Here is a 25,718-nt window from a genome sequence, read left to right as displayed (position 1 = left end):
GGGACGATCAGCCGCCCATTGCGGCAAAGATCATCGGGCCGCCGATCTCGATCGACTTCTGGTACGCCGGGCGCTCGCGCAGCCGCTGCAGATAGGCCCTGAGCGCCGGACGCTCGCCCAGCAGCTTGCTGGCATCGGCGACTTCGAGCAGATAGGCCATGTTGATGTCTGCGCCGCTCAACCGGTCGCCGACCAGGAACTCGTGATCGGTCACCGCCTTGTCGGCATGGTCGAGCAGCTTGGTGACCTCCGCCCCCAGAAAACCGCCCAGCATCGGCCCCAGACCGCCAAAGCGTGGGCCCAGCGCGGTGAAGATGATCGGGCCGGACATCGTGCCTTCGGCAAAATGAAGCCATTCGAGATAGGCCGGGCGATCCTTGGCATTGGCCGGCGCCAGCGTCTCGCTGCCGAAACGTTCGATCAGATATTCGATGATCGCGCCCGATTCGACCATCACATGGCCATCGATGATCACCGTCGGCGCCTTTGACAGCGGATGGACTTGCGCCAGCTCGGGCGGGGCGCGAAAGGTTTGCGGGTCGCGCTGGTGCCGCACCATCTCGTAGGGCGTTCCCATTTCCTCCAGCAGCCAGATGACCCGGGTGGAACGCGAATATTCAAGATGGTGCAGCACAACGCTCATGGCAGGTCTCTCCGGTCGGTTCTGGTTGTTGTTATGATTGGAAACGTCGAATTCAGTCGGCGGTGGTCACCGCATTGGCGATCTGCGCGGGCGGCATGGCCTGGGGGGCCATCATGCGCGGGTCCTTGTCCATCTCCAGCCAGTCGCTGTACGGGCGGCCATAGATCTGGTCGAAAAACTCGTACGGCAGGCGGAAGGGCCGGGTCGAGCCGCTGTTCCACAGCATCACGATACCGGTCTGCGTGGCGGGATCGAACCACATCGCCGCGCGATAGCCGTTGACTGCGCCGCCATGGCCGACCAGCCAGTGGCCGTCATAGATATGGCTGCGCCAGCCCTGGCCATAGCCGTGGCTGATGATCAGCGAATCCGGCCCGCTGCGTCCGCCGCGATAGGTGGCGACGCGAGGGCGGTGGATTTCGGCGCGAACATTGGCCGAAACGACCTGCGGCGACTGCCCCATCTGCGCCTGCATCCAGCGTGAAAGGTCCACGATGTTCGAACTCACCCCGGCGGCGGCGGGCACGCGGAAATAGGCATCGGACAGTACCTGCACCCCGCCGCGTCGATAAGGCCGCGCCCAGTTGCGCGCGCCGGTGAGGTTGGTCATGCCCAGCCCTGCACTCTTCATGCCCAATGGAGCGAACAGCAGCTGCGTCACCGCCATTTCATACGGCATGTTGGTCGCATTGCCGACGATCTCGCTGAACGCATCATAAGCGACGTTCTGGTAGCTGTGGCAGTCGCCCGGCAGGCACTGCTGCGGCACGGTCGACAGCATGTTGCGCAGCATCGGCGCCGAGTCACCCGATTCCAGCTTGCCGTCATAGGCATTGCGCGCCAGCCCCAGCCGGTGCGCCAGCAGATCCGGAATAGCCAACCGGTTCTCTGCGCCGCCTGCAAGTTTCAGGCTGGTATTGAACGTGGCAAGCGGTGCGGACAGGCTGAGCTTGCCCTGCTCGGCCAGCCTGTAGGCCAAGGTCCCCGCGACACCCTTCGACACCGAAGCCCAGCGGAAGACGGTATCCGGCGTCACCGGCAATCCCGCCTCGCGATCGGCAAAGCCATAGCCGTTGACGAATGCCAGCCGGCCGTTCTCCACCGTCGCCACCGCCAGGCCGACCATCTCGGGATCTTGCATCATCCGCTGGATGCGCCCGTCGAGCGCGGCGTAATCGACCTTGCCCTGCCAGCGCTCCGGCGCAAGCGGCAGGTTGTTGTCGTCGATCAGCGGCTGGCTGGCCTGCGCCGCGATCGCGGGTGTACCGGTGACGACCCCGCCGCCGCGCGACACGTTGAGGCCGATCAGCAACGCGCCTGCCGCAATGCCGCTGGCCGTCCATACAGCAGGACTTCGCAGCCAGTGCTTCATGCTGTCTCCGATAGTAAAATTGCGCCCCGGCTCTCATGCATTATCGCCCGCATGTCAGCCACTTTACATGTTTTGCCCTGTAAAATGCTTAAGAGCAAGCCTGCCGGATTCAGCCCGTCGACGATCCTGTCCGGATCACCGGTTCATGGCCGCGCAGCAAGGCCTGCGATAGGCGCTTGACCTGTGTGCCAAGTGTCACAACACTGCCCGGCAGACCTGCTACGCTCTGGCCATTGTTCCTCACGTTTTTTTTGAAAACAACAGGAGAGCCCGTCTATGCCCACAGCCTTCAAGACTATGTCCGTGCTGACCCTGCTATCCGCTGCCGCGATGGCGCAGGCCGCAGTCCCTGCGGTGACCGGCAGCTGGGATACCGACTTTGGCATCGTTCGGCTTGCCGAGGACAAGCAGGGCAGCATCAGCGGATCGTACGTCACCGACGACGGCCGCATCACCGGCAAGATCGAAAATGGTGTGATCGAAGGGTTCTGGGTAGAGTCCGCGTCTGACTACGCCTGCGACACGCAGAAGATGGGCAGCCGCTATTGGGGCCGCATCCGCTTCGAGCTGAACAGTGCGGGCACCGGCTGGACCGGAATCTGGTCGTATTGCGACTATGAATATGTCGAAGGGGCGGTGTGGAACGGCAAGCGGATCAAATGATCGGCAGATCCGCGCAGATCGCTCAGGCCGTCGCCCGATAATCCGCCGAGATTGTTGCAACTGCCGCAATTTCATCTTCATGCGCCGGGTCACGCCAGGTCTCTGCGAGCGCCATTGCTTCCCATTCCATCATCGCCGGGTGACCCAGCACCCGTCCGAGCCAGCCATTGGCGGCATCGGACAGGATCAGGCCGAAGCTGCGCACCCGGAAGGCGACCGGAGCGAAGAACGCGTCGACCGCGCTGAACTCGGCGCCTGCCAACCAGGGGCCGCCAAACCGATCAAGCCCTTCGGTGAACAGCTCTGAAATCCGGTCGATATCGGCTTGCAGGGCAGCAGGAATGGCGATCAGGTCGGCGCGGACACCCACGCTCATCGGGCAGATGTTACGCAGCGCCGAAAAGCCCGAGTGCATCTCGGCCGCCGCACACCGCGCCCAGGCCCGTGCGACTGGATCGCTCGGCCAGACGCCGGCATGGCGTTCGGCCAGATATTCGGTGATGGCGAGCGAATCCCAGACGATCACGCCATCGTCGTGCAGACACGGGACCTTGCCGTTGGGCGCGAAGGCGCGAAACTCTTCCGCGTTGTCCGGCCCGGCAAAGGGCACCAGCCGGTCATCGAACGGAATATCGAGCGCATGCATCAGCAGCCATGGCCGCAGCGACCAGCTCGAATAATTGCGGTTCGCGGTGAACAATGCGTACGCCATGGTTACTCCGGACGTTTCAGGTGCTGCTTGAGGAAGCGGGTGCTGTCGGCGAGCACCGGTCCCTTGCCGCGGAACGGCTTGGACAATGCCATCACCACCTCTTCGTGATCGAGCCCCCGATAGTTGATCAACTCGGCCACCGCCCCCTCCTGCTTGAGCCGCGCATGCAGGTTGATGGCATTGCGCGGGCGCACCGTGGTATCGTTGCTGCTGGTGATCAGCAGCATCGGCGGCGCATCGGCCCGCGCGAAGGTGATCGGCTGCGTCACATCGGGCTGGGGATAGTCCGCCATGGCATCGATCGAGCGTTTGGTGGTGAACGGGTAGAAATCATACGGCCCGCTCAATCCCACCACCGCCTTGACGATGCCGGGATCGACGCCCGCCGCGGTCAGCCAGCGCGGATCGAGCGCCAGCAGCACCGCGGTATGCGCGCCCGCCGAATGGCCGGAAAAGCCGATGGTATCGGGATCGCCGCCGAAGCGGGCGATATTGTCGCGGGTCCAGGCGACCGCATCGGCCCCGTCCTCGATGAACGCGGGGAAGCGCACCTGCGGCACCTTGCGGTAATCGGGCACGACGACCACAAACCCCTGCCGGGCAAAGGCACGCCCGGCAAAGGCGTAATCGGCGCGCGCGCCTTTCACCCAGCCTCCGCCGTGCCAGAAGATCAAGACCGGGCGCTTGTCGCCATCCCTGGCATCGGCGGCGCGCCAGACATCGAGCGTCTGGCCGTGGTCGCCGAACGGTACCGCCTCGGCGACCAGAGCAGCCCCCTTGCCGCCACCCATGACGGCATCGAGCTGGCTCAGCAGCAGTGGCGGCGACGTCGTGGCAGCATAAGCTCCGAAGCCGCCCAGTGCGGCCAGCAGCGCGCCCAGGCCCAGCTTCGTGCCGCGCTTCACGTGGTATAATGTGCCGTCGTCTTGGCCGCGACATCCTCTGCCGTGACGCCCGGGGCCAGTTCGATCAGCTTGAATGGGCTGTCGTGATCGGGGCGCTGGAACACGCACAGGTCGGTAATGATCATGTCGACCACGTTCTTGCCGGTCAGCGGCAGCGTGCAGGCCGGGATGAACTTGGGATCGCCGTTCTTGGAGGTGTGCTCCATCACCACGATGATCTTCTTCACGCCCGCGACCAGATCCATCGCGCCGCCCATGCCCTTGATCATCTTGCCCGGGATCATCCAGTTGGCGATGTCACCATTCTCGGCGATTTCCATCGCGCCCAGCACGGTCAAGTCGATATGCCCGCCGCGGATCATGGCAAAGCTGTCCGACGAGCTGAAATAGCTCGACGAGGCCAGCTCGCTGATCGTCTGCTTGCCCGCGTTGATGAGGTCGGGGTCTTCATCGCCATCGAACGGGAACGGACCGATGCCCAGCATGCCGTTTTCCGACTGCAGCGTCACCTCGATGCCTTCAGGCACGTGGTTTGCGACCAGGGTCGGGATGCCGATGCCGAGGTTGACGTAATAGCCGTCCTTGAGTTCCTTTGCGGCGCGCGCCGCCATGTCGTCACGGGTCCAGGGCATGTTATCTCGCTCCTTGCTGGTCTTGGGGTTCCCAGCGCGTTTCCGGCGGGAAGATATCGTCGAAGCCACCCCGGATGGACGGGCCGTACACCGGGTTGGCAAACAGGAACCAGCCATTGCCCCACAGGCCATCGAAAGGCGCGGCAGTGGCCATGGTCCGGCGCGCGAGCGGTGGGGCTTCGGGCTTGTTGAACGCATTGCGGAAATCGCCAAGCTGGTCGCCCGCCATTGCCACCACGCACCAGCGCGAAGCGATGGTGGCACGGCGCTGGTCCTTGCTCGATCCGGTGGCATCGTCGCCCATCAGGAACAAGGTTTCGCCATGCTTGAATTCGCCCAGCCCAGCTGCGGCGAGCGTCTGCTCACTGCCAGCGGCGTTGGTGGCCGAGCGGTTGGTGTTGGCGATCGGCGTGATGCCGGCGGCGCGCAACGCGGCCATCGCCTCGAGAGCGCCGGGCATCGCGGCCGCCTTGCCGGTGCCGGTCTTTTCCCACTGGTCCCAGGTCTTGGCGTCGAATTCGCTGCCGGTCAGCGCGAACCAGCGCATCGGGCCGATATTCCATATCAGCGTTTCATCGGCATCGAACACCGCTGCGAGCGGTTTGTTGCCGCAGGCGAAGGGCTTGCCGGTGGCCTCGTCGATGATCACGCTGTCGGCGGGACGTGCCTTGGCCTTGGCAAGCGCGTAGCTGGTCAGCTGGGCGTACGTCTGCCGGATCGAGATCGCGCCTTCTGCCGAACCGTAGAGCCATTGCTGGCCCATCGGGACGGACGGTACAGCGGCGGCAGCAGGCGCAGTCGGAGCGGCGGGCGCCTCGACGACGGTCATGGTGCAGGCGGACAGAGACAGGGCAGCGAGGACAGCGATAGCCTTGGTCCTCCCACAGCCGGGGAGAAGGTTGGCGCCTGTCACGCTGCAGCCCGCTCGCGGACGGTCTTGAACTCGATCTTCTTGTCGTACGGCGCGCCGCAGATCAGGCGCTTCACATAGATGCCAGGCAGATGGATGCAATCAGGGTCAAGGCTGCCGGTCTCGACGATTTCCTCGACCTCGGCGACGCAGATCTTGCCCGCGGTTGCCATCGGCTGGTTGAAATTGCGTGCGGTCTTGCGGAAGATCAGGTTGCCCGATGTGTCGGCCTTCCAGCCCTTGATGATGCACAGGTCGGCATAGATGCCGCGTTCCAGAATATAGGTCTGGCCGTCGAAATCCTTGTGCGCCTTGCCCTCGGCCACCTGGGTGCCGACGCCGGTCTTGGTGTAGAAGCCGGGAATGCCCGCGCCGCCCGCGCGGCAGCGTTCGGCGAGCGTGCCCTGGGGGCAGAACTCGACTTCGAGCTCGCCCGCCAGATACTGCCGCTCGAACTCCTTGTTCTCGCCGACATAGCTCGAGATCATCTTCTTGACCTGGCGGGTGCGCAGCAGCTTGCCCAGCCCCTCGCCATCGATACCGGCGTTGTTGCTGGCGATGGTGAGGTCCTTGGTGCCGGCATCGCGGATCGCATCGATCAGGCGCTCGGGAATGCCGCACAGGCCAAAACCACCGGCGCAAATATGCATCCCATCGAACAGCAGACCTTCCAGAGCGGATGCGGCATCGGGATAGATTTTCTGCATGACGAGATGTCTCCGGAGCATGAGGTGAAAAACAGCCGCTCGGCGGCAGGATTCCGTGATTCGCGTTATCGCCCAAGCCCTAGCGGCCCGGCTGCGCTTTTTCCAGCACCCGCTTGATTTGAATCAATGCATCCGGCGACACAAAGGCGCAGGCTGCGAACATCAAAACAGGAGAGAGCGCGATGAAATCCATTCTGGTTTACGCCGATGGCGGCAAGGCATTCGAATCCCGCTTGCAGGTCGCACTGGATCTGGCGCGCAGCCAGAACGGGCACATCACCTTTCTGCAGGCCACGCCTCTGTCCGGCTTTATCGTGATGGACCCCATGGGCGGCAGTTACGTGCCCAGCGGCATGCTGGAGCAGCTGCGCGCCGATGAGGACAAGCTGCGCGCTGTGGTCGAAGCGCAGATGAGCATCGAGGGCCTGCCCTGGGACTGGACGGCCTATGACGGCGATGTCACCCAGGCGGTGATCAGCGCCTCGCGGCTGGCCGATGTCATCGTGCTGTCGCTGGACAACACCCAGCGCAACGTTCGCCCGCATCCGCTGCTCTCGATCGCCGATGTGGCGGTGGAAACGCGCTGCCCGGTGCTGGCAGTGCCGACCACGCTCAAGGCGCTTCACACCGGCGGCAAGGTGCTGATCGCATGGGACGGCAGCCATGAAGCGGCCAGCGCCGTGCGTCAGGCCGTGCCGTTGCTCAGGAACGCGCAGTCGGTGCACCTGGTCTCGATCGTCGAGCCCAAGAAGGCTGGCGGCTTCCCGTCGACCGAGGCGAACGAATATCTCTCGCGCCATGGCGTGTGCAGCGAGTTGATCGAACGCGAGCGCGGCCTGCTGTCGATCGAGGAGGTGATCGAGAATGTCGCCGGCGAGATCGGCGCGGACATGCTGGTCATGGGCGCGTTCGGGCACAGCCGGTTGCGCGAGGTGCTGCTGGGCGGCGTGACGCGCTATTTCCTCAAGGATTCAAACATCCCACTGCTGCTGGCGCACTGACGCCAAGGCAGGCCTTCCGCGCGCGATCAGAAGCGCGCGCGGACCGTGAAGCGGGCGTTGATCGGTTCGCCCGTGGTGATGTTGTTGTCGTTGTGCGAGGCAGGGAAATAACGTTCGTCGAACAGGTTCTCGACGTTGATCTGCGCCTCGATCTGGTCGCTGAGCTTGAAGAACACCGCTGCATCGACGCGAGTGAAGGCAGGCAGCTTGACCGTGTTCGAAATGCTGGCGAACTGGCTGGCCTGGTGCGTGAGACCCAGACCAAAGCCCAGCCGGTCGCTAACATCATAGCGGTTCCACAGGCTGGCCATGTGACGCGGCACCTGACCGATCGAACGGTTGGCGATGGCCCCTGCGACCACGCGGCCGCGCTCATCAGCATCGAGGTACGAATAGCCCGCATTGACCTGCCAGGCAGACGTGATCTGGCCGGTAAACTGCGCCTCGAAGCCGCGCGTGCGGCTGCCGGTGAGCAGCGAGTTGGCAGGATTGGCGGGATCGACGACGACGCCGTTCTCGCGATCGAGCTGGAACACGGCGGCCGAGACACGCAGGTTGCTCGCAATGTCCCACTTTGCGCCGATCTCGTAATTGTCGAACGCTTCGGGGGCCAGCGTCGCCTGTGCCGGCGTCAGGCTGAGGAACTGGTCGCCCGATCGCGGCAGGAAGGTCTTGGTATAGCTGGCATAGAACGACATCGCCTCGAACGGCTTGAAGATCAGGCCCAGCCGGGGCGACCATTCGGTATCCGTCCGCGACAGCTGCCGCCCGGCCTGGATATCGTTGACGTCGATCTCGAACCGGTCGTAGCGCGCGCCCAGCACCACATCGAAATGCTCGCCGATGCCGATCTGGTCCTGGAGGTAGACCGAATAGAAGGTGACGTTTGACACCGTGTTGCGGTTGGTGACCGGAAAGGTCACCGCCGGAATGACCAGCGGGTCGGAAAACGCGAACGTCGCCGTGTTCGTGCCGCTGGTGGCAAAACGGCCGTTCTGCCGGCTATTGGCCGACTGCTGGTCGCCATATTCATAACCGGCCAGCAAAGTGTGGCTGAACGGCCCGGTCTGGCCCGTCCACACCAGATTGCCCTGAACAAAGAAATTCTCGCGCTGCGTGGCATCGCGATAGGAATCGAGCGTGACGCGTCCGCCAGCCAGATTGCTGGCTGCGGCAAACAGGTTGCCGTACGACTTGTCGAAATCCGCATATTGCACGGTCATGTCGTAACGCAGATCATCCGTGAAGCTGTGTTCCAGCCGCCCACGCAGGATGTGTGCTTCCAGCGACGCCAGGTTCGCCTCGGGCGAGCCGAAGAAGGTGCGATAGAAACCGCTTACCGGCCGCGCAGGGTTTGCAATGGTCCCACCGGTGGTCGAGGGGATGCCGCGATCAACAATGCGGTCGTCATCGACAAATTCGTAGGAGAGCAGCAGGCGTGTCTTCTCACCGATACTGAAACCTGCAGTCGGATTGATGGCAATGCGGTTGCCTTCATACACGTCGCGATGGTTGTCAAACTCCTCGTACATCGCGTTGAGCCGCAGGCCGACGGTCTCGCCCAGCGCTGCGTTGATGTCGCTGGTGAGGGCAAAAGCACCAAAACTGTCGACCGAGGCGGAACCGCCATAGAAGGTTTCGCCCAGTACCGGGGTCTTGCTGACGCGGTTGATCACCCCGCCCCCGCCGCCGCGCCCGAAGAGCAGAGCGTTGGAGCCCTTGAGAACTTCCACGCGTTCCAGATTATAGAGCGGGCGATAATATTGCACGTCGTCGCGCACGCCATCGACGAAGAAGTCCGCCGTGGTATCCTGACCACGGATCGAAATCTGGTCGCGATGCCCTTCACCCTGGTTCGATGAAACGCCGGGCGTATAGCGCAGCACATCGGCCAGATCCTGTAGCGCCTGATCCTCGATCTGCTCGCGGGTATAGACCGAAATCGCCTGGGGAATATCGACCAGTGGGGTCGGCGTCTTGGCTGCACGCACGATATCCAGCGCCAGATAGCCTTCGCTGCGTCCGGTCACGATGATCTCGCGCTGGTCTTCCACGCTATCGATGTCGTCGGTGGCAGCAGTCGTGCCGGCATCGGCAGCATAGGCAGGCGCCAAGCCCGAAGCGATGGCCAGAACCGACACCGCGCCCAACACGCCCGCAATCCGCAAATTCATCTGTGTGAAGCCTTGCCCCATTTCGCTGCAACCATATGCCAGCGATTCTCGTTCTCAACGAGCTTCGCACTAATGATAGGCATTCTTAACTGCAACAGAAAATAACGCCTACCTCTCTCTGGGGGGCTGGCACCCGGAGCGATGGCAATCTGCTGGAATTGACAGCGCGATAGTCCTAGCATCAAGATGCTGCAGTGCCGCCGCGAGGACCGAACCTCTATGCTCAAATTCCTGAAATGGCTGCTTATTCTGGTGATCGTCGCCGCCATCGGCCTCGGCATCTGGGGCTATGCGCCCGATATCGAACCGAGCGAGCTGCAGGCGCAATATGGCCAGCCGCCCTCGCAATTCATCGAACTGCCCAATGGCCAGAGCGTACATGTGCGCGATGAGGGGCCGCGCGATGCTCCGGCCATTCTGCTCATTCATGGCTCCAATGCCTCGCTGCACACCTGGCAGGGATGGGTCGATGACCTGAAGAAGGATTATCGCGTCGTGCGCTATGACCAGCCGGGCCACGGCCTGACGGGCGCGCAGGTCAAGGGCGATTACAGCACCGAAGCCTTTCGTGACACCGGCGCAGAAGTGATGAACCGGCTGGGCATCAACCGCTATGTGGTGGCGGGCAACTCGATGGGCGGCTGGGTCGCGTGGAACATGGCGCTGAAATACCCCGCGCGGGTGACAGGGCTGGTGCTGATCGACGCCTCGGGCGCGCCCGAGGCGAAGCCCACCAAGATCCCGATCGGCTTCAAGCTGGCGCAGAGCGCGGCGGTTCGCCCGATCCTGAAGGTTTTCACCCCGCGCGTGATCATCAAGCAGAGCCTCGAGCAATCGGTTGGCGATCCATCCATCATCACGCCTGAAATGGTCGATCTGTACTGGAAGCTGCTGCGCCACCCCGGCAACCGCGAGGCCACCGTGGCGCGCGGCGACTTTCCCCGCCGTCCGGCCGATGCGATGGAATTTGCCGGGCTGACCATGCCCTCGCTGATCCTGTGGGGGAAGAAGGACACGCTGATCCCGCTCGCCAACGCCGTCTGGTTTGCGCGCCAGCTGCCCAACGACACTCTGGTGACCTATGACGATCTCGCCCACTTGCCGATGGAAGAAGACCCTGTCCGCACGGTCGCCGATCTGCGCGCCTGGCTGGACAAGACCGGATTGAACCTGCCTGAAACAGCAGTGACACAATCTGCGGCTAGCGGTGCTGCCGCGCCCGCTGCCCCACCGGCAGCGCAACCGGGGGGCTGACATGGGGGACCGGATGCACAGCATCGCCGTCTACAATCTGAAAGGCGGCGTCGGCAAGACCACCAGCGCGGTGAATCTGGCTTGGTGCTCGGCGGTCCTCTCGTCCCGGCGAACCCTGTTGTGGGATCTCGACCCGCAGGGCGCGGCCACCCATCTGATCGGCAACGACCGCGCGGTGAAGGACGAGGCACGGTCGATCTTCGCACGCGACGTTTCACCGGACAAGCTGGTGCGGCCATCGCAGATCGAAGGGCTCGATCTGCTCGCGGCGGACCATTCACTGCGCGGGCTAGACCGGCTGCTGTTCGAGATCGGCAAGGCCAAAAGGCTGAAAAAGCTGCTCGATGGCCTTGGCAAGAGCTATGACCGGATCATCCTCGATTGCCCGCCGGGCCTCAGTGAAACATCCGATCAGGTGCTGCGCGCGGCTGATCTGGTGATCGTGCCGATCATCCCCTCGCCGCTTTCCCAGCGTGCCTTCGTCGAGGTCCAGACCTATCTCGATGGCAAGTCTGGCAGGCACGCCCCGATGCTGCCGGTGTTCGTGATGGTCGATCGCAGGCGCGCACTGCACAAGCAGGCGCTGGAAACCTATCCCGACTGGCCGGTCATCCCGATGGCAAGCTCGGTCGAACGGATGGCCGAAGAGCGCAAGCCAGTGGGCGCGTTCGATCCGAAAAGTCCGGCGGCGCAAGCCTATGCGAAATTGTGGCAGGGTATCGAGCGCAAGCTCGCGGATTAAAGCGGCAGCGGGTAGCGCGCCAGGATCAGCGCGCTTGCGCATCCGGAAACCACGACGAAGCGCAGCACCGCCAGAAGGGCGACATCTTGGCGCGAGGGCTTGGCGAGGGTTGCGGCTTTGTGCATGCAGCGACGATGGGCGTTATCGGCTAAAAAACCGTTAAGGCGCGGCGTGGATCAGCGGATCAGTCGGATATCCATGCCAAGCTCAAGACCATGCCACTGCCGGTCTGCCGTGAGCGCTCCTATGTTGCGGTGCAGCGCCAAGGCGAGACAGGCACGATCCCCCAAAGACAGCCCGTGATGGCGCGTCGGCTTGCGCAACTCGGCTGCAAGACGCGCCTCGGCGATGGAAAACGGTACAATGGCGATGCCCAGGCGCGCCAATTGGCGTTCGACCACCGCACCATCAGCGCCACGCTCAAGGCACCGCGTCATCACTTCACAGTAATTGATGCTCGACATGATGCCTTCGCTCATCAGATCGACAGCTTCCTCGCCGCCAGGCTCGTCAAAGATCACGGCCAAGACAACAGAGGCGTCCAGAGCAAAGATCATTCCCGCGTCTCAAGCCCTTGCTGTACCGCTGATTCCGCTTCCTCCCGGCGCACTTCCGACCGACGCTCGGCAATCAGCTCGTCAACCACATGGCGGCCATCGGTGGGTCGGAAAGGACGAAAGACGTCCTGAACTTCGCGCACCACCTGCCGATAGCTTTTGATAACCAATGTCTCGCCGTCGCGCTCGAACACCAGTCGGTCGCCATCAGCAAAACCAAGTTCGTGGCGCAATTCGGCCGGGATAACGATTTTGCCGCCTTTGATCAGTTTCGCCGAATAGGTCATGCTGGCCTCCTTGGGTCCCGAAGGCTAACACGAGACCTGTTTGACCGCAACGACCTAGCCCTCCGCCAGCCGGTCCAGCGCTTCGCCATCGATCCGCCACGGCTCCCAGCCTTGCGAATGGTGCGCGCCGATATGATGGTAGAAGTCCTTGGCCTTCTCGTTCCAGTCGAGCACCGCCCAGTCCATGCGCGCGCAGCCGCGCGCCTTGGCCTCGCGCGCCAGCGTCGAGAGCAGCGCCCGGCCAAGGCCGGTGCCGCGTGCCCGGCGAGCAACGAACAGGTCTTCCAGATACAGCGAGGGCGCCCCGGTCCAGGTCGAGTAGGTCAGCAGCCACAAAGCCAGCCCAACAACTTCGCCATCCATCTCGGCCAGATGCGCGAACACCTGGGGGTTGTCGCAGAACAGCGTCGTCCGCAGCGAATCCACGGTTGCCTGCACCGCATCGGGCTCACGCTCATAGACCGCGAGCGCGATGACCATCCGCAGGATTTCGCCTTCGTCGCCGGGCTCTGCCAGCCGTATCGAGATGGTCATTCCGCCGCCACGACCTCTGCATTGCCGGCATCGCTGGCTTCTGCCTCGATCTCTGCGGCCTTGGCCTCGACCAGCCGGACGATGTGATCGACCATGCCTTCATCCTCGACCGTGTGATCGGTGATGCCCGAGAGATACACCATGTGCTTGCCCTTGCCGCCACCGGTCAGGCCGATATCGGTCTCGCGCGCTTCGCCGGGTCCGTTGACCACGCAGCCGAGCACCGAAAGCGACAGCGGCGTGTTGATGTGCTGCAGCCGCTCTTCGAGCTTCTGCACCGTGCGGATGACGTCGAAGCCCTGCCGCGCGCAGCTGGGGCAGCTCACGATGCGAACGCCGCGGGTGCGGATGCCCAGCGATTTCAGGATTTCATAGCCGACGCGAACCTCTTCCTCGGGCTCTGCCGAGAGCGAGACGCGGATGGTATCGCCGATGCCGGCCCAGAGCAGATTGCCGATGCCGATCGCACTCTTGACCGTGCCGCCAATCAGACCGCCGGCCTCGGTGATCCCCAGGTGCAGCGGACAGTCGACCGCATCGGCGAGCTGCTGGTACGCTGCGACCGCAAGGAACACGTCGCTCGCCTTCACCGCCACCTTGAACTCGTGAAAGTCGTGGTCCTGCAGCAGCCTGATATGGTCGAGCGCGCTTTCGACCAGGGCTTCGGGGCATGGCTCGCCGTACTTTTCGAGCAGGTCCTTCTCGAGGCTCCCGGCGTTGACGCCGATGCGGATCGCGCAGCCGTTGGCCTTGGCGGCGTTGACGACCTCGCGGACCCGGTCGGACGAGCCGATATTGCCTGGGTTGATGCGCAGGCACGCCGCGCCCGCATCAGCAGCTTCCAGCGCGCGCTTGTAGTGGAAATGGATGTCCGCGACGATCGGCACCTTCGAGGCGCGCACAATCTGCTTCATCGCGGCAGTGGATTCGATATCGGGGCACGACACGCGGATGATATCGACGCCAGCCTCTTCGCAGCGGCGGATCTGGTCGATCGTCGCCTTCGCGTCGGAGGTCAGCGTGTTGGTCATCGTCTGCACGGTGACGGGTGCGTCTCCGCCTACGGGCACGTTACCCACCATGATCTGGCGACACTTGCGCCGATCGATATCCCGCCAGGGACGCAGAGAAGGGTTGTGGGCCGACATAAATTGCTCTCCAAGAGTGTGGCACCGCTATAGGCGCTTCAATGCGCTTTGGCGAGACATCAGGGGATGGGTATCGACATGAAGATGATGATCAAACTGGCGCTGGCAACCAGCATGATGGCGATGGCGGGCACGACCGCCCTTCCCGCGCAGGCCCAGGAGCGCACCGCCCACGAACAGGCCGCGCGCGAGCTGTATCGCAACATCGTCGGTTTCCGCACAGCACGCGGTCACAAGCAGGTTCCGGCCATGGTCGCGTACCTGAAGGGCGAATTCGTCAAGGCCGGCTTTCCCGAAGCCGACATTGCGATCACCGATTACGACAGCGATGGCGAGGCCACCCAGGGCCTGATGGTCACCTACCGCGCAAAGGGAAAGCCCAAGGCCGGGCCCATCGTGCTGCTGGGCCATATGGATGTCGTCGAGGCGCTGCCCGAAGACTGGGAGCGCCCTCCGTTCACGCTGACCGAAGAGGACGGCTATTTCTTCGGGCGCGGCACGCTGGACAACAAATATGGCATCGCCAGCCTGTCGCACAATTTCATCCGGCTGAAGAAGGAAGGCTGGACGCCCAGTCGCGACCTGATCCTCGTCTTTTCCGGCGATGAGGAAACCGGGATGATCAGCACCCGCGCGCAGGCCAAGCAGGTCGCCGAAACGATCAAGCCGGCGCTGGTGCTCAACAGCGATGCCGGTGGCATCCGGCTGACCGAGGACTTCAAGCCGATCATGTTCGGCGTTCAGGCGGCGGAAAAGACCTTCGCCACGTTCGAGCTGACCGTGACCAACCCCGGCGGCCATTCCTCGCGCCCCCGGCCCGACAACGCGATCTATGAGCTCGCCTCGGCCCTGAAGGCGATCGAGGCCTATCGCTTCCCGGTGCGCGACAACGCGATTACACGCGGCTCGTTTGCAGAACTCGGCAAGATCACGCCCGGCCCGCTGGGGGAAGCGATGCTCACGTTTGCGCGCAACCCGGCTGACGAGGCTGCGCGTGCGACGTTGCTCGCCTCGCCCGCCACATCGAACATGCTGTCGACCACCTGCGTCGCCACGATGCTCAAGGGCGGCCATGCCGAAAACGCGCTGCCGCAATCGGCGACCGCCACGGTCAACTGCCGCATCTTCCCCGGCGAAGGTGGCGCAGCTGCGACCGAGGCAACGCTGAAGAAGGTCATCGGCAACGACAAGGTCACCTTCAAGCTGGCCACGGATGTCGTCGAAAGCCCAGCCTCGAGCCTGAACGCCGAAGTGCTTGGCGCGGTGAAGGCAGGGGTGCACGCGCGCTTCCCCGACATGGTGATAGCACCGTACATGGAGTCGGGCGGTACCGATGGCATGCACTATCGCGCCCTGGGACTGAACACCGTCGCGATCAGCGGCGCTGCTATGCGCGATGCCGACATGTTCGCACACGGCCTCAACGAACGCATTCGCGTCGAGGATTTCTACGCCGGACTGGACCACTGGTACCTGATCCTCAAGCATCTGGCCAACTGAAGCCAACCCGGAGACACCATATGCCTACCGTCCTGATCACCGGCGCCAATCGCGGCCTCGGCCTCGAATTCGCGCGGCAATATGCGGCCGATGGCTGGACCGTCATCGCCACGGCGCGCGATCCCGAGGCAGCGACGGCGCTGCAAGCCACCGGTGCCGAGGTGCATGCGCTGGAGACAAATGATCCGGCGGGGCTCGATGCCTTGCAGGTCGCGCTGGGCGACCGACCGATCGATGTGCTGATCGCCAATGCCGGCATGCTCGGCCCTCAGGCGTTCGATCGTGCAGGCTGGGCCGAGGCGCTGTCGACCAACGTGATCGCGCCAACCGAACTCGCGATCCGGCTCAAGGACAACGTTCTCGCCTCGCAGCAGCGCAAGATGATCGCGCTGTCATCGACGCTGGGCAGCATTGCAGGCAACGACAGCGGCGGCCTTCTGGCTTATCGCAGCTCCAAGGCGGCGCTCAACGCGGCCTGGCGCTCGCTCAGCATCGACTGGAAGGACATGGGGCTGGCACTGGCTATGGTCCATCCCGGCTGGGTCAAGACCGACATGGGCGGCCCGGGCGCGCAGATCGATGCGACCACCAGCGTCACCGGCCTGCGCAATGTCATCGCAGGTCTGACGCCGTCGGCGACCGGCTCGTTCCTCGACTATCAGGGCAACAGGCTGGACTGGTAACCGGCGCTCAGGGCGCGCGCTGGAAAGGCTTGGCCTCGGCCAGGATCAGCGCGAACCAGTCATCCGGATCGGTCCATTCGGCACAGGTCGTCCAGCCGCCCGAGCGGAGCAGCAGCCGCGCGTCCCGGGCACCGTATTTGTGGCTGTTTTCGGTGTGGATGGTCTCGCCCCTGGTCATGCTGAAGCGTTCGCCCAGCACCTCGAACGCGACATCCTCCAGCGCCTCCAGATGCATCTCGATCCGGGCGTAGCTGTCGTTCCAGCGCGCAACATGGCGGAAACGTTCGACCGGAATGTCGCCGTCCAGCTCGCGGTTGATGCGGCGCAGCAGGTTGAGGTTGAACTCGGCCGTCACGCCTTGGGCATCGTCATAGGCGGGGATCAGGATATCGGGCGACTTGATCCGGTCCATCCCGATCAGCAGCATCGCCCCCTCGCCCAGCGTCTCGCGCATCGAACGCAACAGGTCTAGCGAGGTGCGCGCGACCATGTTGCCGATCGTGGAGCCGGGGAAGAAGCCCAGCTTGGGCACATCGGCAATTTCATCGGGCAGCTGGAGCGGGTGCATGAAATCACCCTCAAGCGGATGTACCTGCAGCGCTGGAAAATCAGCTGCCAGCGAGGCCGCGGATTCGCGCAGGAAATCGCCGGAAATGTCGATCGGCACATAGTGCTCGCCCTGGATCGCGCGCAGCAGATGCGGCGTCTTGACCGAAGAGCCTGATCCGAATTCCACCACCGCGCGGCCTGCCCCGCCGTGCGCAGCCACCTCGCCGCAGTATTGCTTCAGCAGTGCCGTCTCGGTGCGCGTGGGGTAATATTCGGGCAGATCGGTAATCGCCTCGAACAGCTCTGAGCCCGCCATGTCATACAGCCAGCGCGCCGGAATGGCGCGGCGCGAGCTGCGGAAACAGGCCAGCACATCATCCCGAAAGGCAGGATCCGCCTCTCCCGATGGTGCCTGATCCGAAACGTCGGAGGTCTGGAACATGGTAGCCAAGGGATGCGCTCCTGCGGTCGTTCAGCTCAGGTCTTTGGCCAGCCTGAGGCCGGTGAACTGCCATCTTTGATGGGGGTAGAAGAAGTTGCGATAACTAGGACGCACCGATCCGCGCGGGGTTGCACAGCTGGCGCCGCGCAGCACGAACTGGCCGGACATGAACTTGCCGTTATATTCGCCCACCGCGCCCTCTGCCGCCTTGAAGCCGGGATAGGGACGATAGGCACTCCCGGTCCATTGCCAGACATTGCCGAACATCGCGGATGCCGCATCGGCGCGAGGCCGCACCGGACCAGCGATCTCGAGCTGGTTGCCGCCCAGCGGATCGCAGCTGGCGGCAACCGCTTCCCACTCCGCTTCGGTCGGGAGCCTTGCGCCGGCCCATGCGGCATAGGCGTCCGCCTCATAGAGGCTGATGTGACACACAGGCGCTGCGGGATCGACGCTGCGCAAACCATCGAGACCGAACTGCTGCCAGCCGCCTTCGGCATCCTTGTGCCAGTACAGCGGTGCGGTGATACCGTTCGCCTGCACCCAGGCCCAGCCGTCGGACAGCCAGTGGCGCGATTGGCTGTAACCGCCATCGGCGATGAACGCGGCCCATTCGCCATTGCTGACAGGCCGATTGGCGAGCGCATAGGGGGTGAGCCACACCGAATGGCGCGGCCCTTCGCAGTCGAACGCAAACCTGTCGCCATGATGGCCGATCTCGACGCGCCCCACCGGGCCTTCGATCCATTCCACCGGCTGCGGCTCAACCGATGCGATCGGCGCAGGCGGCCAGATCGCGGGGTTCAGCGGGTTCTGCGCAAAAAGGTGCAGGATGTCGGTCAGCAAAAGTTCCTGGTGCTGCTGTTCGTGGTTGAGCCCCAGTTCGATCAGCGCCAGCACTTCGTTACCGAAAGCGGGCATCGCCTCGACCATCGCCGCATCGACATGCGCCCGATAGGCGCGGATGTTTTCCAGCGTTGGCCGGGTGAGCATGCCGCGCATCGGCCGCGCATGGCGCGCGCCCTCGGCCTCGTAATAGCTGTTGAACAGAAAATGATAGGCCGGATCGAACGGCTGATAACCCGGTACATGGTCGCGCAGGATGAAGGTCTCGAAGAACCAGCTGGTGTGCGCCAGATGCCATTTGGCGGGCGAGGCATCGTCCATCGACTGCACCGTGGCGTCGGCATCGGACAGCGGCTCGGTCAGCGCGAGAGACAATGCGCGGACCTGGGCAAACTGGCCGATCAGTGCCGAGCTATGGGCTATCGGGGTGGTGGAGGCCGTTGCGTTCATAATCGTCCTGTCTCCCCGTTTATCGCTGACCGGCGAACGGCAGTTTACCGCGACGCGCCGGGCACCCAAAGGGGATCATCGCCATTGTTGATCCGGCGCGCGAGGACGAACAGGAAGTCCGACAGCCGGTTCACGTAGATACGCGCCGACGGATTGATCGATCCGTCGTGCGAGGCCGAAACCAGGGTGCGTTCGGCACGGCGCGCGATGGCGCGGGCGAGATGCACGGCGGCAGCGCCAGGGCTTCCACCGGGCAGGATGAAGCTGCGCAGCGGCGGCAAGGAATCGTTGACCGCATCGATCCGCTGTTCGATCCACTCGACCTGCTGGGGCACGATCCGAAGCACCATTTCGGACGGCGTGAAATCGTCGCCCGGCGTTGCAATGTCAGCGCCCAGATCGAACAGGTCGTTCTGAACGCGCACCAGATCGGCGGTGAATTCGCTCTCGCCCAAGGCGACCACGGCAAGGCCGAGCGCGCTGTTGAGTTCGTCGATATCGCCGATTGCGGCCATGCGCGGGCAATCCTTGGCGACGCGCGAGCCATCGACAAGGCCCGAGGTGCCATCATCGCCGGTACGGGTATAGATCTTGTTGAGCTTGACCATCTGCTGTTGCCGCCTGTCGACCCGAAGGGCTCAGCGGTTCACCAGCATCAGCACGGCAACCGCAGCGATCGCCATCGCCTGATATTTGACGCGCGCGAACATCATCTTGTTCTGCATCTGGTGGCTGCGACCGACGCCGGGCGATTTGAGGTCTTCCTCGGTCATCTGGATGAAGGAAACGAGGCCACGCACAAGGCTGACCAGAACCATGACTGCCAGAGCGACAATCGCCAGGATGATGATGATGTTCATGGGGAGGTATATGAGGGCTCGGCCCATGAAATGCCAGAAGGAAGCAACGGCTTTCGCAAAATTTCCAGCAGCGCCAGTCCGTCCGCTCCGGCCTCGCGCAATGACGCCAGGGCAGCGGCCCCCTCGCTCTTGGCGAGCTTGCGCCCGTCTGCACCTGCAAGCAGCCGGTGGTGATTGTAAACCGGCGCCGGAAGGCTGAACAGAGCCTGCAGCAACCGGTGCACATGAGTGGCCGCAAACAGGTCTGCGCCGCGCACGACATGGCTGATCTGCTGGTGCGCATCGTCGAGTGTCACCGCCAGATGATAGCTCGCGGGCGCATCCTTGCGCGCCAGCACGACATCGCCGAACAGTTCGGGCCTTGCGGCCTGATCGCCCGCCTGCATGTCGTGCCAGACGAGCGGCCCGGTCTGCGCGATGGCGCCGGCCATATCGAGCCGCCAGGCGTGCGGTTCCAGCGCGACTCGATGGGCGCGTTCATCCTCGCCCAGCGCACGGCAGGTGCCGGGATAGACCAGACCCTCCGGCCCCGGCTGCGCGCCCGCCGCAGCGATCTGGCTGCGCGTGCAGAAACAGGGGTAGAGCAGGCCGCGTGCCTTCAGTTCCGCCAGCGCCGCGTCATAGGCGGGAAGGCGCGTCGACTGGAACAGCACCGCGCCATCCCAGGTCAGCCCCAGCCAACTGAGGTCCGCGAAAATCGCCTCGACCAGATCGGGACGCGAGCGCACCCCATCGATATCCTCGATCCGCAGCAGGAATGCGCCGCCTATCTGGCGCGCCAAGTCATGCGCGCACATCGCGGCATAAGCATGGCCCAGGTGCAGCGCCCCATTGGGGCTGGGGGCAAAGCGGGTGCGCATCATGGCCTGCACTTCCATGGCTTGGGTGTAATGTGCGCAGTTATCACCATATATCGTGGGTGTGCCCTCTTGACCTTGGTCGTGTCGGCATGCTGATTAACCGTAAATTCTGTTACCGCATTTTTGTCATGGGGCTGTCACGCACTTGGGTTTATAGGAAGCAGCGCGGACGAATGGGAGAGGGTTTAAGCCGACCATGTTTCATCCCGATTTGATTGAACGGGCCATAAGGGACCCGCACCCCGACTTTATCCGGCACCCGGATAGCTGCCCCGCCCTCGTTCTCAACGCCGATTACACCCCCTTGAGCTATTACCCGCTCAGCCTTTGGCCGTGGCAGACCGCGATCAAGGCCATTTTCCTCGACCGGGTCGATGTGATCGAGACCTATGAGCGCGAGGTGCACTCACCCACGATCCAGATGAAGATCCCCTCGGTGATCGCATTGAAGCAATATGTGAAGCCGTCCGAATATCCCGCCTTCACCCGCTTCAACCTGTTCCTGCGCGACCGCTTCCACTGCCAGTATTGCGGATCGCCGCACAATCTCACCTTCGACCACGTCGTCCCGCGCCGCCTGGGCGGCAAGACCACCTGGCAGAACGTCGCCACCGCGTGTGCACCCTGTAACATGCGCAAGGGCGGGCGCACGCCGGCGCAAGCGAACATGCGCCTGATGGTCCAACCGATCCGCCCGACCAGCTGGCAACTCCAGGAACGCGGCCGCGCGTTTCCGCCGAATTACCTGCACGAGAGCTGGCACGACTGGCTGTATTGGGATGTCGAGCTGGAGGCTTGAGGGTGTACTCGGCTGTCAGCGCGTTGTGCGGGTGTGTTCACAAGAGCCGTTGAAGAAAAGCGGACTTAGTATTCAGGTGAACCGAACATGGCGCCCATGCAATAACCGCCAGGCATTTCCCAACGGCCGCCTGCATGCAAACAAGCGTCGATGTCCCGTTGTTCTCTGAGATACCAGCCAGCACATATTCCTGCGATCACAGAAATCGCTATCAATAGCAGGCTTCTTGCTCGGCTAACCATTGCTTGAATATCGCTTTGCAGCCCCATTTCCGCAATAGGGTCTGTTACCGATCGGCTGATCTCGCGGCGATCTTCCATGCCATGCTCCGCTCAGCCTGAGCCTGTCGAAGGCCCCGCTATACGGCCAGCGTGGGCGCGGGTCCTTCGACTTCGCGGGCTGAAGCCCGCGGCTCAGGATGAGCGGGTGTGGGTAGTAGGGCGTTCCCACGGAAAAGCGGTGGCGTGATGATTGAACGGGCGCATCAATGCGCGTTCCCCTCCCTGCAAGGGAGGGGTTAGGGGTGGGTGCGAGCGTCAGCGAGCCGGGGCGAATAGACGCCAGCGGTGCTGACCCACCCCCTGCCCCTCCCTTGCAGGGAGGGGAGTTTTGGGTGTGCGTTACGCCACCTGCGCCTGTGCCACCGCAGCAATCACCTCGAGCGGGCGTACGATCAGCGTCACGCGGTCGTGGCCCACCGCGACGTTGAGCACATCGCCCGCCTTGACCGCGATCGGTTCGGGGAAATTGTGCAGCATCTGCAGCCAGCCGCCGTCGGTATAGCCGTCGGGATGGTTGTCGAAGGTGATGCCTTCGGCGAGGTCGACATGCATCCACTGGACGATGCCGCTGGCGATGCCGTCTTCGAGCACGTTGATCTGCAGCAGGTGCAGGTCGCTGGCATGGGCTTTGCGGGTAAGGTCGATATGGACCAGCTCGACATCGGCAGACAGCCGCTTCCAGTCGGTCATCGTGCCGTGGATCGGCAGCCGGGGCGAGGCTAGCGCGCCGAAGCGCGAGATATCGAAGCCCGAGACCTGATCGACGAAGACATAATCGGCGAGAACCTGGCTTTCGACCAGACAGCCGATCGCCGAGGCGGCACGCGGGATGACGATCGCATCGGGCTTGAGCAGGCGCGCGTGCGCGTCTTCAAAGGTATCGATGACATGCTCGGTGAGCAGATCGCTCGAGAGGATTTCGGAGACCAGAATGTCCGCGCGCTCGTCGAGATGCTCGCCGACCTTGAGCTCGTTCGATGGCGCGGTGTGGACGGTGATCTGTTCCGAATAACCGTTGTCGGCGATGATCTTGCGCGCCATGTCGGCGATGATCGGCACCATCTCGCACGCGGTGACCGATTGTGCGCCTGCGCGCGCCGCCATCATCGAGAGCAAGCCGCTGCCGGTGCCGATGTCGAGCACGCGGGCGTCCGGGCCGGTCTCGGCCAGCGCGGCGATGATGGCGGCTTCGAACGCATCGTTGCGGCGCACGTCGTTGAGCATCGGGATATGCCAGAACGGCACCATCTCGGCGCTCAGACGGCGGATCTGGTGTTCGATATGGATGTTGCCCGGCTGCAGAGCCAATGCGCGCTGGAACTGCTCGAGCGCCTCGGCCCTGCGACCGGCATCGGACAGCATCACCGCCAGATTGTTGGCGGCAACAGGGTTGGTGTTGTCGGCAGCGCAGCTCGCCTTGAGCGCGGTGATGGCAAGATCGATCCGGCCAGTGCGGCTGTAGATCAGCGCCTTTTCATGATGCGCCACGGCATGTTCGGGGTTGATCGCGAGCAGCGTATCCCACAGCTCCAGCGCCTCGGCATTCGCGCCGCGCTGGCCCAGCAGGCACGCCAGGATCGGCAGCACCTCTGCGGTGCGATAGCCATAATCGATGACTATGCGGTAGCGCTCTTCGGCGGCGAGCACATTGCCCGCCTCCTGAAGCAGCATCGCCTCTTGCAGCAGGGTCCGTGCGATGGCGATGTCTTGATCGGTATGCGTCATGCTGTCCCCCGTTGAGGCCTGTTAACTCAGTTCAACAGACTATTAACGTGAAGGGTTAACAATTCGTAAGCAGCACAAGGGCTTGGCTGCGCTGGTGCGACAGACATTTGACGTTCCGCAAAATGGAACATAATAAGAACAAATGTCCCCGTTCCGCGATTCCCTCGAGTCTCTCAAAAGCCGGATTGCCCGGATCGAGCGGGTGCAGGCGGCAGGCGCGCAGGCGCAGGCCGCAGGATATGTGCGGACGGGGCATGATGGCATCGATGCGGCTTTGGGCGGCGGGCTGGCGCGTGGGCGGGTGCACGAGGTGTTTGCGGGCGAGGCCGACGACGCCGGGTGCGCAACCGGGTTTGTCGTCGCGCTCGCGCTGCGGCTGGGCGGAACCCTGGTCTGGCTGCGCGAGAGCCAGGCGGAAAAACAGGGCGGCAGGCTGCACGCGCCGGGGCTGGCCGAGATCGGTCTGCACCCCGCGCAGGTCATTCTGGGCATCATGCCCGATCCGCTGGCGGTGCTGCGCGCGGCTGCCGATGTGGTGCGCTGCCCCGAGGTGAGCGTGGCGGTGGTCGAGCTGTGGCGCGAACCCCGGCTGCTCGACCTCACCGCGAGCCGGCGGCTGGCGCTGGCGGCGGAGGCCTCGGGCGTCACGGTGATCGCATTGCGCATCGCCGCTGTGCCCTCACCCAGCGCCGCACAGACCCGCTGGCAGGTGGCCGCCGCGCCATCGCTGCCGATGGAAGCCAATGCGCCAGGCTATCCTGCCTGGGGAATAGAATTGCTGCGCCAGCGCGGACGCCCGGCGGGCGGCCGATGGCGCGTGGAGTGGAACCGTGAACAAGCCTGTCTTGCAGATGCCTCCCCCAGTGGAGGGGCAGCCGGAAACACCGCCGGAACGGGAGGCGCAGCGGCGCTATCTGGCGCTGTTCTTCCCCTTTCTGCCGGTCGACCGGCTGGCCCGGCAGCAACTCCCCTGCGACGCGCCGGATAGCGCTCCCGGTAGCATAGGGGACGGCGCTGCGCCTTTGGTGCTGGTGGAGAAGGTGCGCGGCGCGATGCGCATCGCCGCTGCCTGCCCGCAGGCGCACGCGCTCAGCATCGCGCCGGGCCTGATGCTCGCCGATGCGCGCGCGCAGGTTCCGCACTTGCGCGTGCTGCACCACGATCCGCTGGCCGACCTGGCGTGGATCGAGCGGCTGGCCGATCATTGCGACCGGTTCACGCCTCTGGTTACCACCGATCCGCCCGACATGCTGGTGCTCGACATCACCGGCTGCGCGCATCTGTTCGGCGGCGAGGCGGCGCTGGTTGCGGCGGCGGAGCAGTATCTCGCGCGCTTTTCCGACGATTGCCGCCCCGGCTGCGGCGATACGCCCGAAGCGGCGCAGGCGCTGGCGCGCTTTGCCCCCGGTCTGCCCTCGGCGCGCCCGGAAGACGCCGATGCGCTGCTGCGTCGCCTGCCGGTCGCCGCCCTGGGCATCGAGGAAGAGACGCAGACCGCCTTGATCCGCGCCGGGCTCAAGACCATCGGCGACCTTGCGATGCGGCCCAGCGCGCCGCTCGCCGCGCGCTTTGGCGCGGATCTGGTCGACAGCCTCGACCGGCTGCTGGGCAGCGCCGACAGCCGCATCACCCCGCGCCGCACCGCGCCTGCCCTGCGCTTCGAGCGCCGCTTTGCCGAGCCGATCGCGCGCACCGAAGCGGCGATGGCAGCGATCGGCGAGCTCGCGCAAGAGGCAGAGATCGCGCTCGAACAGCGCGGCATGGGCGGGCGGCGGTTCACCGCTCGCTTCTATCGCAGCGATGGCCGCACCTTCGACCTGGCGACCGAGAGCAGCCTGCCGATGCGCGATCCGGATGTGCTGATGCGGCTGCTGCACGAGCGGCTCGATGCGCTGTCCGATCCGATCGATCCCGGCTTCGGCTTCGACATGATCCGGCTGGCGGTGCCGCGCATCGAGCCGCTGACCCCGGCGCAGTTGCAGCTGGAGGGCGGCAGCACAGCCGACGAAGCCATGGCCGCGCTGGTCGATCGGTTGAGCAGCCGGCTGGGGCGCGGCGCGATCCGCCGTTTCCAGCCGCGCGACAGCCATGTCCCCGAACAGGCAGCGCTCACTTTGCCCGCGGTCGATCTGCCCGCTCCCGCCGCATGGGACGCCCCGCAAGCAGGCGAACCGCCGAGCCGGCCCATTCATCTGTTCGATCCGCCACAGCCGATCGAGGTGATCGCCGAGGTGCCCGACGGCCCGCCGCACCGCTTCCGCTGGCGGCGGCAGCAGCATCATGTCGTGCGCTTCGAGGGGCCCGAGCGGATCGCGGCGCAATGGTGGAAGCACGCGCCGGGCAAGAGCCCCGGCCTGACGCGCGATTACTACCGGGTGGAAGACGCGCGCGGACGGCGCTTCTGGATCTTCCGCCACGGCCTGTACGAGGCCGAAAAGCCCGATCCGCGCTGGTATGTCCACGGCCTTTTCGCATGACAAAA

The 25,718-nt window shown here is 64.2% G+C and carries 29 protein-coding genes; 9 read left to right on the top strand and 20 right to left on the bottom strand.

The window, feature by feature from the left end; all coding sequences use genetic code 11:
- Positions 1-7: 7 nt before the first annotated feature.
- Positions 8-643 (bottom strand): glutathione S-transferase family protein, encoded by a 636-nt coding sequence (locus D618_RS0102065; protein WP_017669822.1) that lies wholly within the window; start codon positions 641-643, stop codon positions 8-10.
- Positions 644-695: 52 nt separating this feature from the next.
- A complete protein-coding gene (locus tag D618_RS0102060) occupies positions 696-2,015 on the bottom strand; it encodes a serine hydrolase domain-containing protein (protein WP_017669821.1) in 1,320 nt (439 codons plus the stop codon).
- Positions 2,016-2,312: 297 nt separating this feature from the next.
- Between D618_RS0102060 and D618_RS0102055 the strand changes: the two genes are divergently transcribed.
- The gene (locus D618_RS0102055) at positions 2,313-2,678 is read left to right on the top strand and encodes a hypothetical protein (RefSeq protein WP_017669820.1); all 366 of its coding nucleotides are present in this window, start codon (positions 2,313-2,315) and stop codon (positions 2,676-2,678) included.
- Between the two features lie 22 nt (positions 2,679-2,700).
- On the opposite strand, the gene D618_RS0102050 is transcribed toward D618_RS0102055, so the two are convergent.
- The 5 genes from D618_RS0102050 to D618_RS0102030 form a co-directional block, all read right to left on the bottom strand.
- A complete protein-coding gene (locus tag D618_RS0102050; protein ID WP_026091186.1) occupies positions 2,701-3,390 on the bottom strand; it encodes a glutathione S-transferase family protein in 690 nt (229 codons plus the stop codon).
- Positions 3,391-3,392: 2 nt separating this feature from the next.
- Positions 3,393-4,295 (bottom strand): alpha/beta hydrolase, encoded by a 903-nt coding sequence (locus tag D618_RS0102045; protein ID WP_017669818.1) that lies wholly within the window; start codon positions 4,293-4,295, stop codon positions 3,393-3,395.
- Positions 4,292-4,927: a 3-oxoacid CoA-transferase subunit B gene (locus D618_RS0102040; RefSeq protein WP_026091185.1), complete on the bottom strand. Its 636-nt coding sequence runs from the start codon at positions 4,925-4,927 to the stop codon at positions 4,292-4,294. The genes D618_RS0102045 and D618_RS0102040 overlap by 4 nt, the downstream gene beginning before the upstream one ends.
- Position 4,928: 1 nt before the next feature.
- On the bottom strand, positions 4,929-5,756 hold the full coding sequence (locus D618_RS0102035; protein ID WP_017669816.1) for an HAD family acid phosphatase: 828 nt from the start codon (positions 5,754-5,756) through the stop codon (positions 4,929-4,931).
- Between the two features lie 80 nt (positions 5,757-5,836).
- Positions 5,837-6,544: a CoA transferase subunit A gene (locus D618_RS0102030; protein WP_017669815.1), complete on the bottom strand. Its 708-nt coding sequence runs from the start codon at positions 6,542-6,544 to the stop codon at positions 5,837-5,839.
- 182 nt (positions 6,545-6,726) lie between these two features.
- On the opposite strand from D618_RS0102030, the gene D618_RS0102020 reads away from it, so the two are divergent.
- Positions 6,727-7,545, top strand: coding sequence for a universal stress protein (locus tag D618_RS0102020; RefSeq protein WP_017669814.1), 819 nt, complete (start codon positions 6,727-6,729; stop codon positions 7,543-7,545).
- Positions 7,546-7,571: 26 nt separating this feature from the next.
- Here the strand turns inward: D618_RS0102020 and D618_RS0102015 are convergent, their stop codons facing one another.
- A complete protein-coding gene (locus D618_RS0102015; protein WP_017669813.1) occupies positions 7,572-9,719 on the bottom strand; it encodes a TonB-dependent siderophore receptor in 2,148 nt (715 codons plus the stop codon).
- 219 nt (positions 9,720-9,938) lie between these two features.
- Here D618_RS0102015 and D618_RS17435 point away from each other — a divergent pair, with 219 nt between their 5' ends.
- Both D618_RS17435 and D618_RS0102005 read left to right on the top strand, forming a co-directional pair.
- Positions 9,939-10,973, top strand: a complete 1,035-nt coding sequence (locus tag D618_RS17435) for an alpha/beta hydrolase (protein WP_017669812.1) — start codon at positions 9,939-9,941, stop codon at positions 10,971-10,973.
- 13 nt (positions 10,974-10,986) lie between these two features.
- The gene (locus D618_RS0102005) at positions 10,987-11,715 is read left to right on the top strand and encodes a ParA family protein (protein ID WP_026091183.1); all 729 of its coding nucleotides are present in this window, start codon (positions 10,987-10,989) and stop codon (positions 11,713-11,715) included.
- Here D618_RS0102005 and D618_RS20110 read toward each other — a convergent pair.
- The 5 genes from D618_RS20110 to ispG are packed head-to-tail and all read right to left on the bottom strand — an operon-like array spanning position 11,712 to position 14,241.
- Positions 11,712-11,840, bottom strand: coding sequence for a hypothetical protein (locus D618_RS20110; protein WP_017669810.1), 129 nt, complete (start codon positions 11,838-11,840; stop codon positions 11,712-11,714). The genes D618_RS0102005 and D618_RS20110 overlap by 4 nt on opposite strands.
- Positions 11,841-11,891: 51 nt before the next feature.
- A complete protein-coding gene (locus D618_RS0101995; protein WP_017669809.1) occupies positions 11,892-12,272 on the bottom strand; it encodes a type II toxin-antitoxin system VapC family toxin in 381 nt (126 codons plus the stop codon).
- Positions 12,269-12,559 carry an AbrB/MazE/SpoVT family DNA-binding domain-containing protein gene (locus tag D618_RS0101990; RefSeq protein WP_017669808.1) on the bottom strand — a complete coding sequence of 97 codons (291 nt, stop codon included), beginning with the start codon at positions 12,557-12,559 and terminating at the stop codon, positions 12,269-12,271. The genes D618_RS0101995 and D618_RS0101990 overlap by 4 nt, the downstream gene beginning before the upstream one ends.
- Before the next feature lie 54 nt (positions 12,560-12,613).
- The gene (locus D618_RS0101985; protein WP_017669807.1) at positions 12,614-13,093 is read right to left on the bottom strand and encodes a GNAT family N-acetyltransferase; all 480 of its coding nucleotides are present in this window, start codon (positions 13,091-13,093) and stop codon (positions 12,614-12,616) included.
- On the bottom strand, positions 13,090-14,241 hold the full coding sequence (ispG, locus tag D618_RS0101980) for a flavodoxin-dependent (E)-4-hydroxy-3-methylbut-2-enyl-diphosphate synthase (protein ID WP_017669806.1): 1,152 nt from the start codon (positions 14,239-14,241) through the stop codon (positions 13,090-13,092). Before ispG ends, D618_RS0101985 begins: the two co-directional genes overlap by 4 nt.
- Positions 14,242-14,319: 78 nt before the next feature.
- Between ispG and D618_RS0101975 the strand changes: the two genes are divergently transcribed.
- Both D618_RS0101975 and D618_RS0101970 read left to right on the top strand, forming a co-directional pair.
- On the top strand, positions 14,320-15,741 hold the full coding sequence (locus D618_RS0101975) for a M20/M25/M40 family metallo-hydrolase (RefSeq protein WP_238550567.1): 1,422 nt from the start codon (positions 14,320-14,322) through the stop codon (positions 15,739-15,741).
- A 20-nt stretch (positions 15,742-15,761) separates the two neighbouring features.
- Entirely contained in the window at positions 15,762-16,424 is a 663-nt protein-coding gene (locus D618_RS0101970) for an SDR family oxidoreductase (protein WP_017669804.1), read from the top strand.
- Between the two features lie 7 nt (positions 16,425-16,431).
- On the opposite strand, the gene egtD is transcribed toward D618_RS0101970, so the two are convergent.
- From egtD to gluQRS, 5 genes are read right to left on the bottom strand one after another with little or no spacing between them, the layout of a single operon-like run.
- Positions 16,432-17,415, bottom strand: coding sequence for an L-histidine N(alpha)-methyltransferase (gene egtD, locus D618_RS0101965; protein ID WP_017669803.1), 984 nt, complete (start codon positions 17,413-17,415; stop codon positions 16,432-16,434).
- 30 nt (positions 17,416-17,445) lie between these two features.
- Entirely contained in the window at positions 17,446-18,711 is a 1,266-nt protein-coding gene (gene egtB, locus D618_RS0101960; RefSeq protein ID WP_017669802.1) for an ergothioneine biosynthesis protein EgtB, read from the bottom strand.
- Positions 18,712-18,755: 44 nt separating this feature from the next.
- A complete protein-coding gene (locus tag D618_RS0101955) occupies positions 18,756-19,319 on the bottom strand; it encodes a cob(I)yrinic acid a,c-diamide adenosyltransferase (RefSeq protein ID WP_017669801.1) in 564 nt (187 codons plus the stop codon).
- A gap of 30 nt (positions 19,320-19,349) precedes the next feature.
- Complete coding sequence (locus D618_RS0101950; RefSeq protein ID WP_017669800.1) at positions 19,350-19,571, bottom strand: HIG1 domain-containing protein; 222 nt, start codon at positions 19,569-19,571, stop codon at positions 19,350-19,352.
- Positions 19,568-20,434 (bottom strand): tRNA glutamyl-Q(34) synthetase GluQRS, encoded by an 867-nt coding sequence (gene gluQRS / locus D618_RS0101945; RefSeq protein ID WP_238550566.1) that lies wholly within the window; start codon positions 20,432-20,434, stop codon positions 19,568-19,570. The genes D618_RS0101950 and gluQRS overlap by 4 nt, the downstream gene beginning before the upstream one ends.
- A 193-nt stretch (positions 20,435-20,627) precedes the next feature.
- Here gluQRS and D618_RS0101940 point away from each other — a divergent pair, with 193 nt between their 5' ends.
- A complete protein-coding gene (locus D618_RS0101940) occupies positions 20,628-21,230 on the top strand; it encodes an HNH endonuclease (protein WP_033925969.1) in 603 nt (200 codons plus the stop codon).
- Positions 21,231-21,295: 65 nt separating this feature from the next.
- Here the strand turns inward: D618_RS0101940 and D618_RS19625 are convergent, their stop codons facing one another.
- Entirely contained in the window at positions 21,296-21,550 is a 255-nt protein-coding gene (locus D618_RS19625; protein WP_152414494.1) for a hypothetical protein, read from the bottom strand.
- A gap of 300 nt (positions 21,551-21,850) precedes the next feature.
- The gene (locus tag D618_RS0101935) at positions 21,851-23,236 is read right to left on the bottom strand and encodes a protein arginine N-methyltransferase (protein WP_017669797.1); all 1,386 of its coding nucleotides are present in this window, start codon (positions 23,234-23,236) and stop codon (positions 21,851-21,853) included.
- Positions 23,237-23,378: 142 nt separating this feature from the next.
- Between D618_RS0101935 and D618_RS19985 the strand changes: the two genes are divergently transcribed.
- Entirely contained in the window at positions 23,379-24,224 is an 846-nt protein-coding gene (locus D618_RS19985) for a hypothetical protein (protein ID WP_017669796.1), read from the top strand.
- Positions 24,151-25,713 carry a DNA polymerase Y family protein gene (locus D618_RS0101925; protein WP_026091180.1) on the top strand — a complete coding sequence of 521 codons (1,563 nt, stop codon included), beginning with the start codon at positions 24,151-24,153 and terminating at the stop codon, positions 25,711-25,713. Before D618_RS19985 ends, D618_RS0101925 begins: the two co-directional genes overlap by 74 nt.
- Positions 25,714-25,718: the final 5 nt, after the last annotated feature.

Origin of the sequence: Blastomonas sp. AAP53 (assembly GCF_000331245.1) — a bacterium.
In the GTDB taxonomy this organism is placed as follows: domain Bacteria; phylum Pseudomonadota; class Alphaproteobacteria; order Sphingomonadales; family Sphingomonadaceae; genus Blastomonas.
Note: the sequence above shows the minus strand (reverse complement) of the source record. Positions and strands in the feature narration are given on the sequence as shown.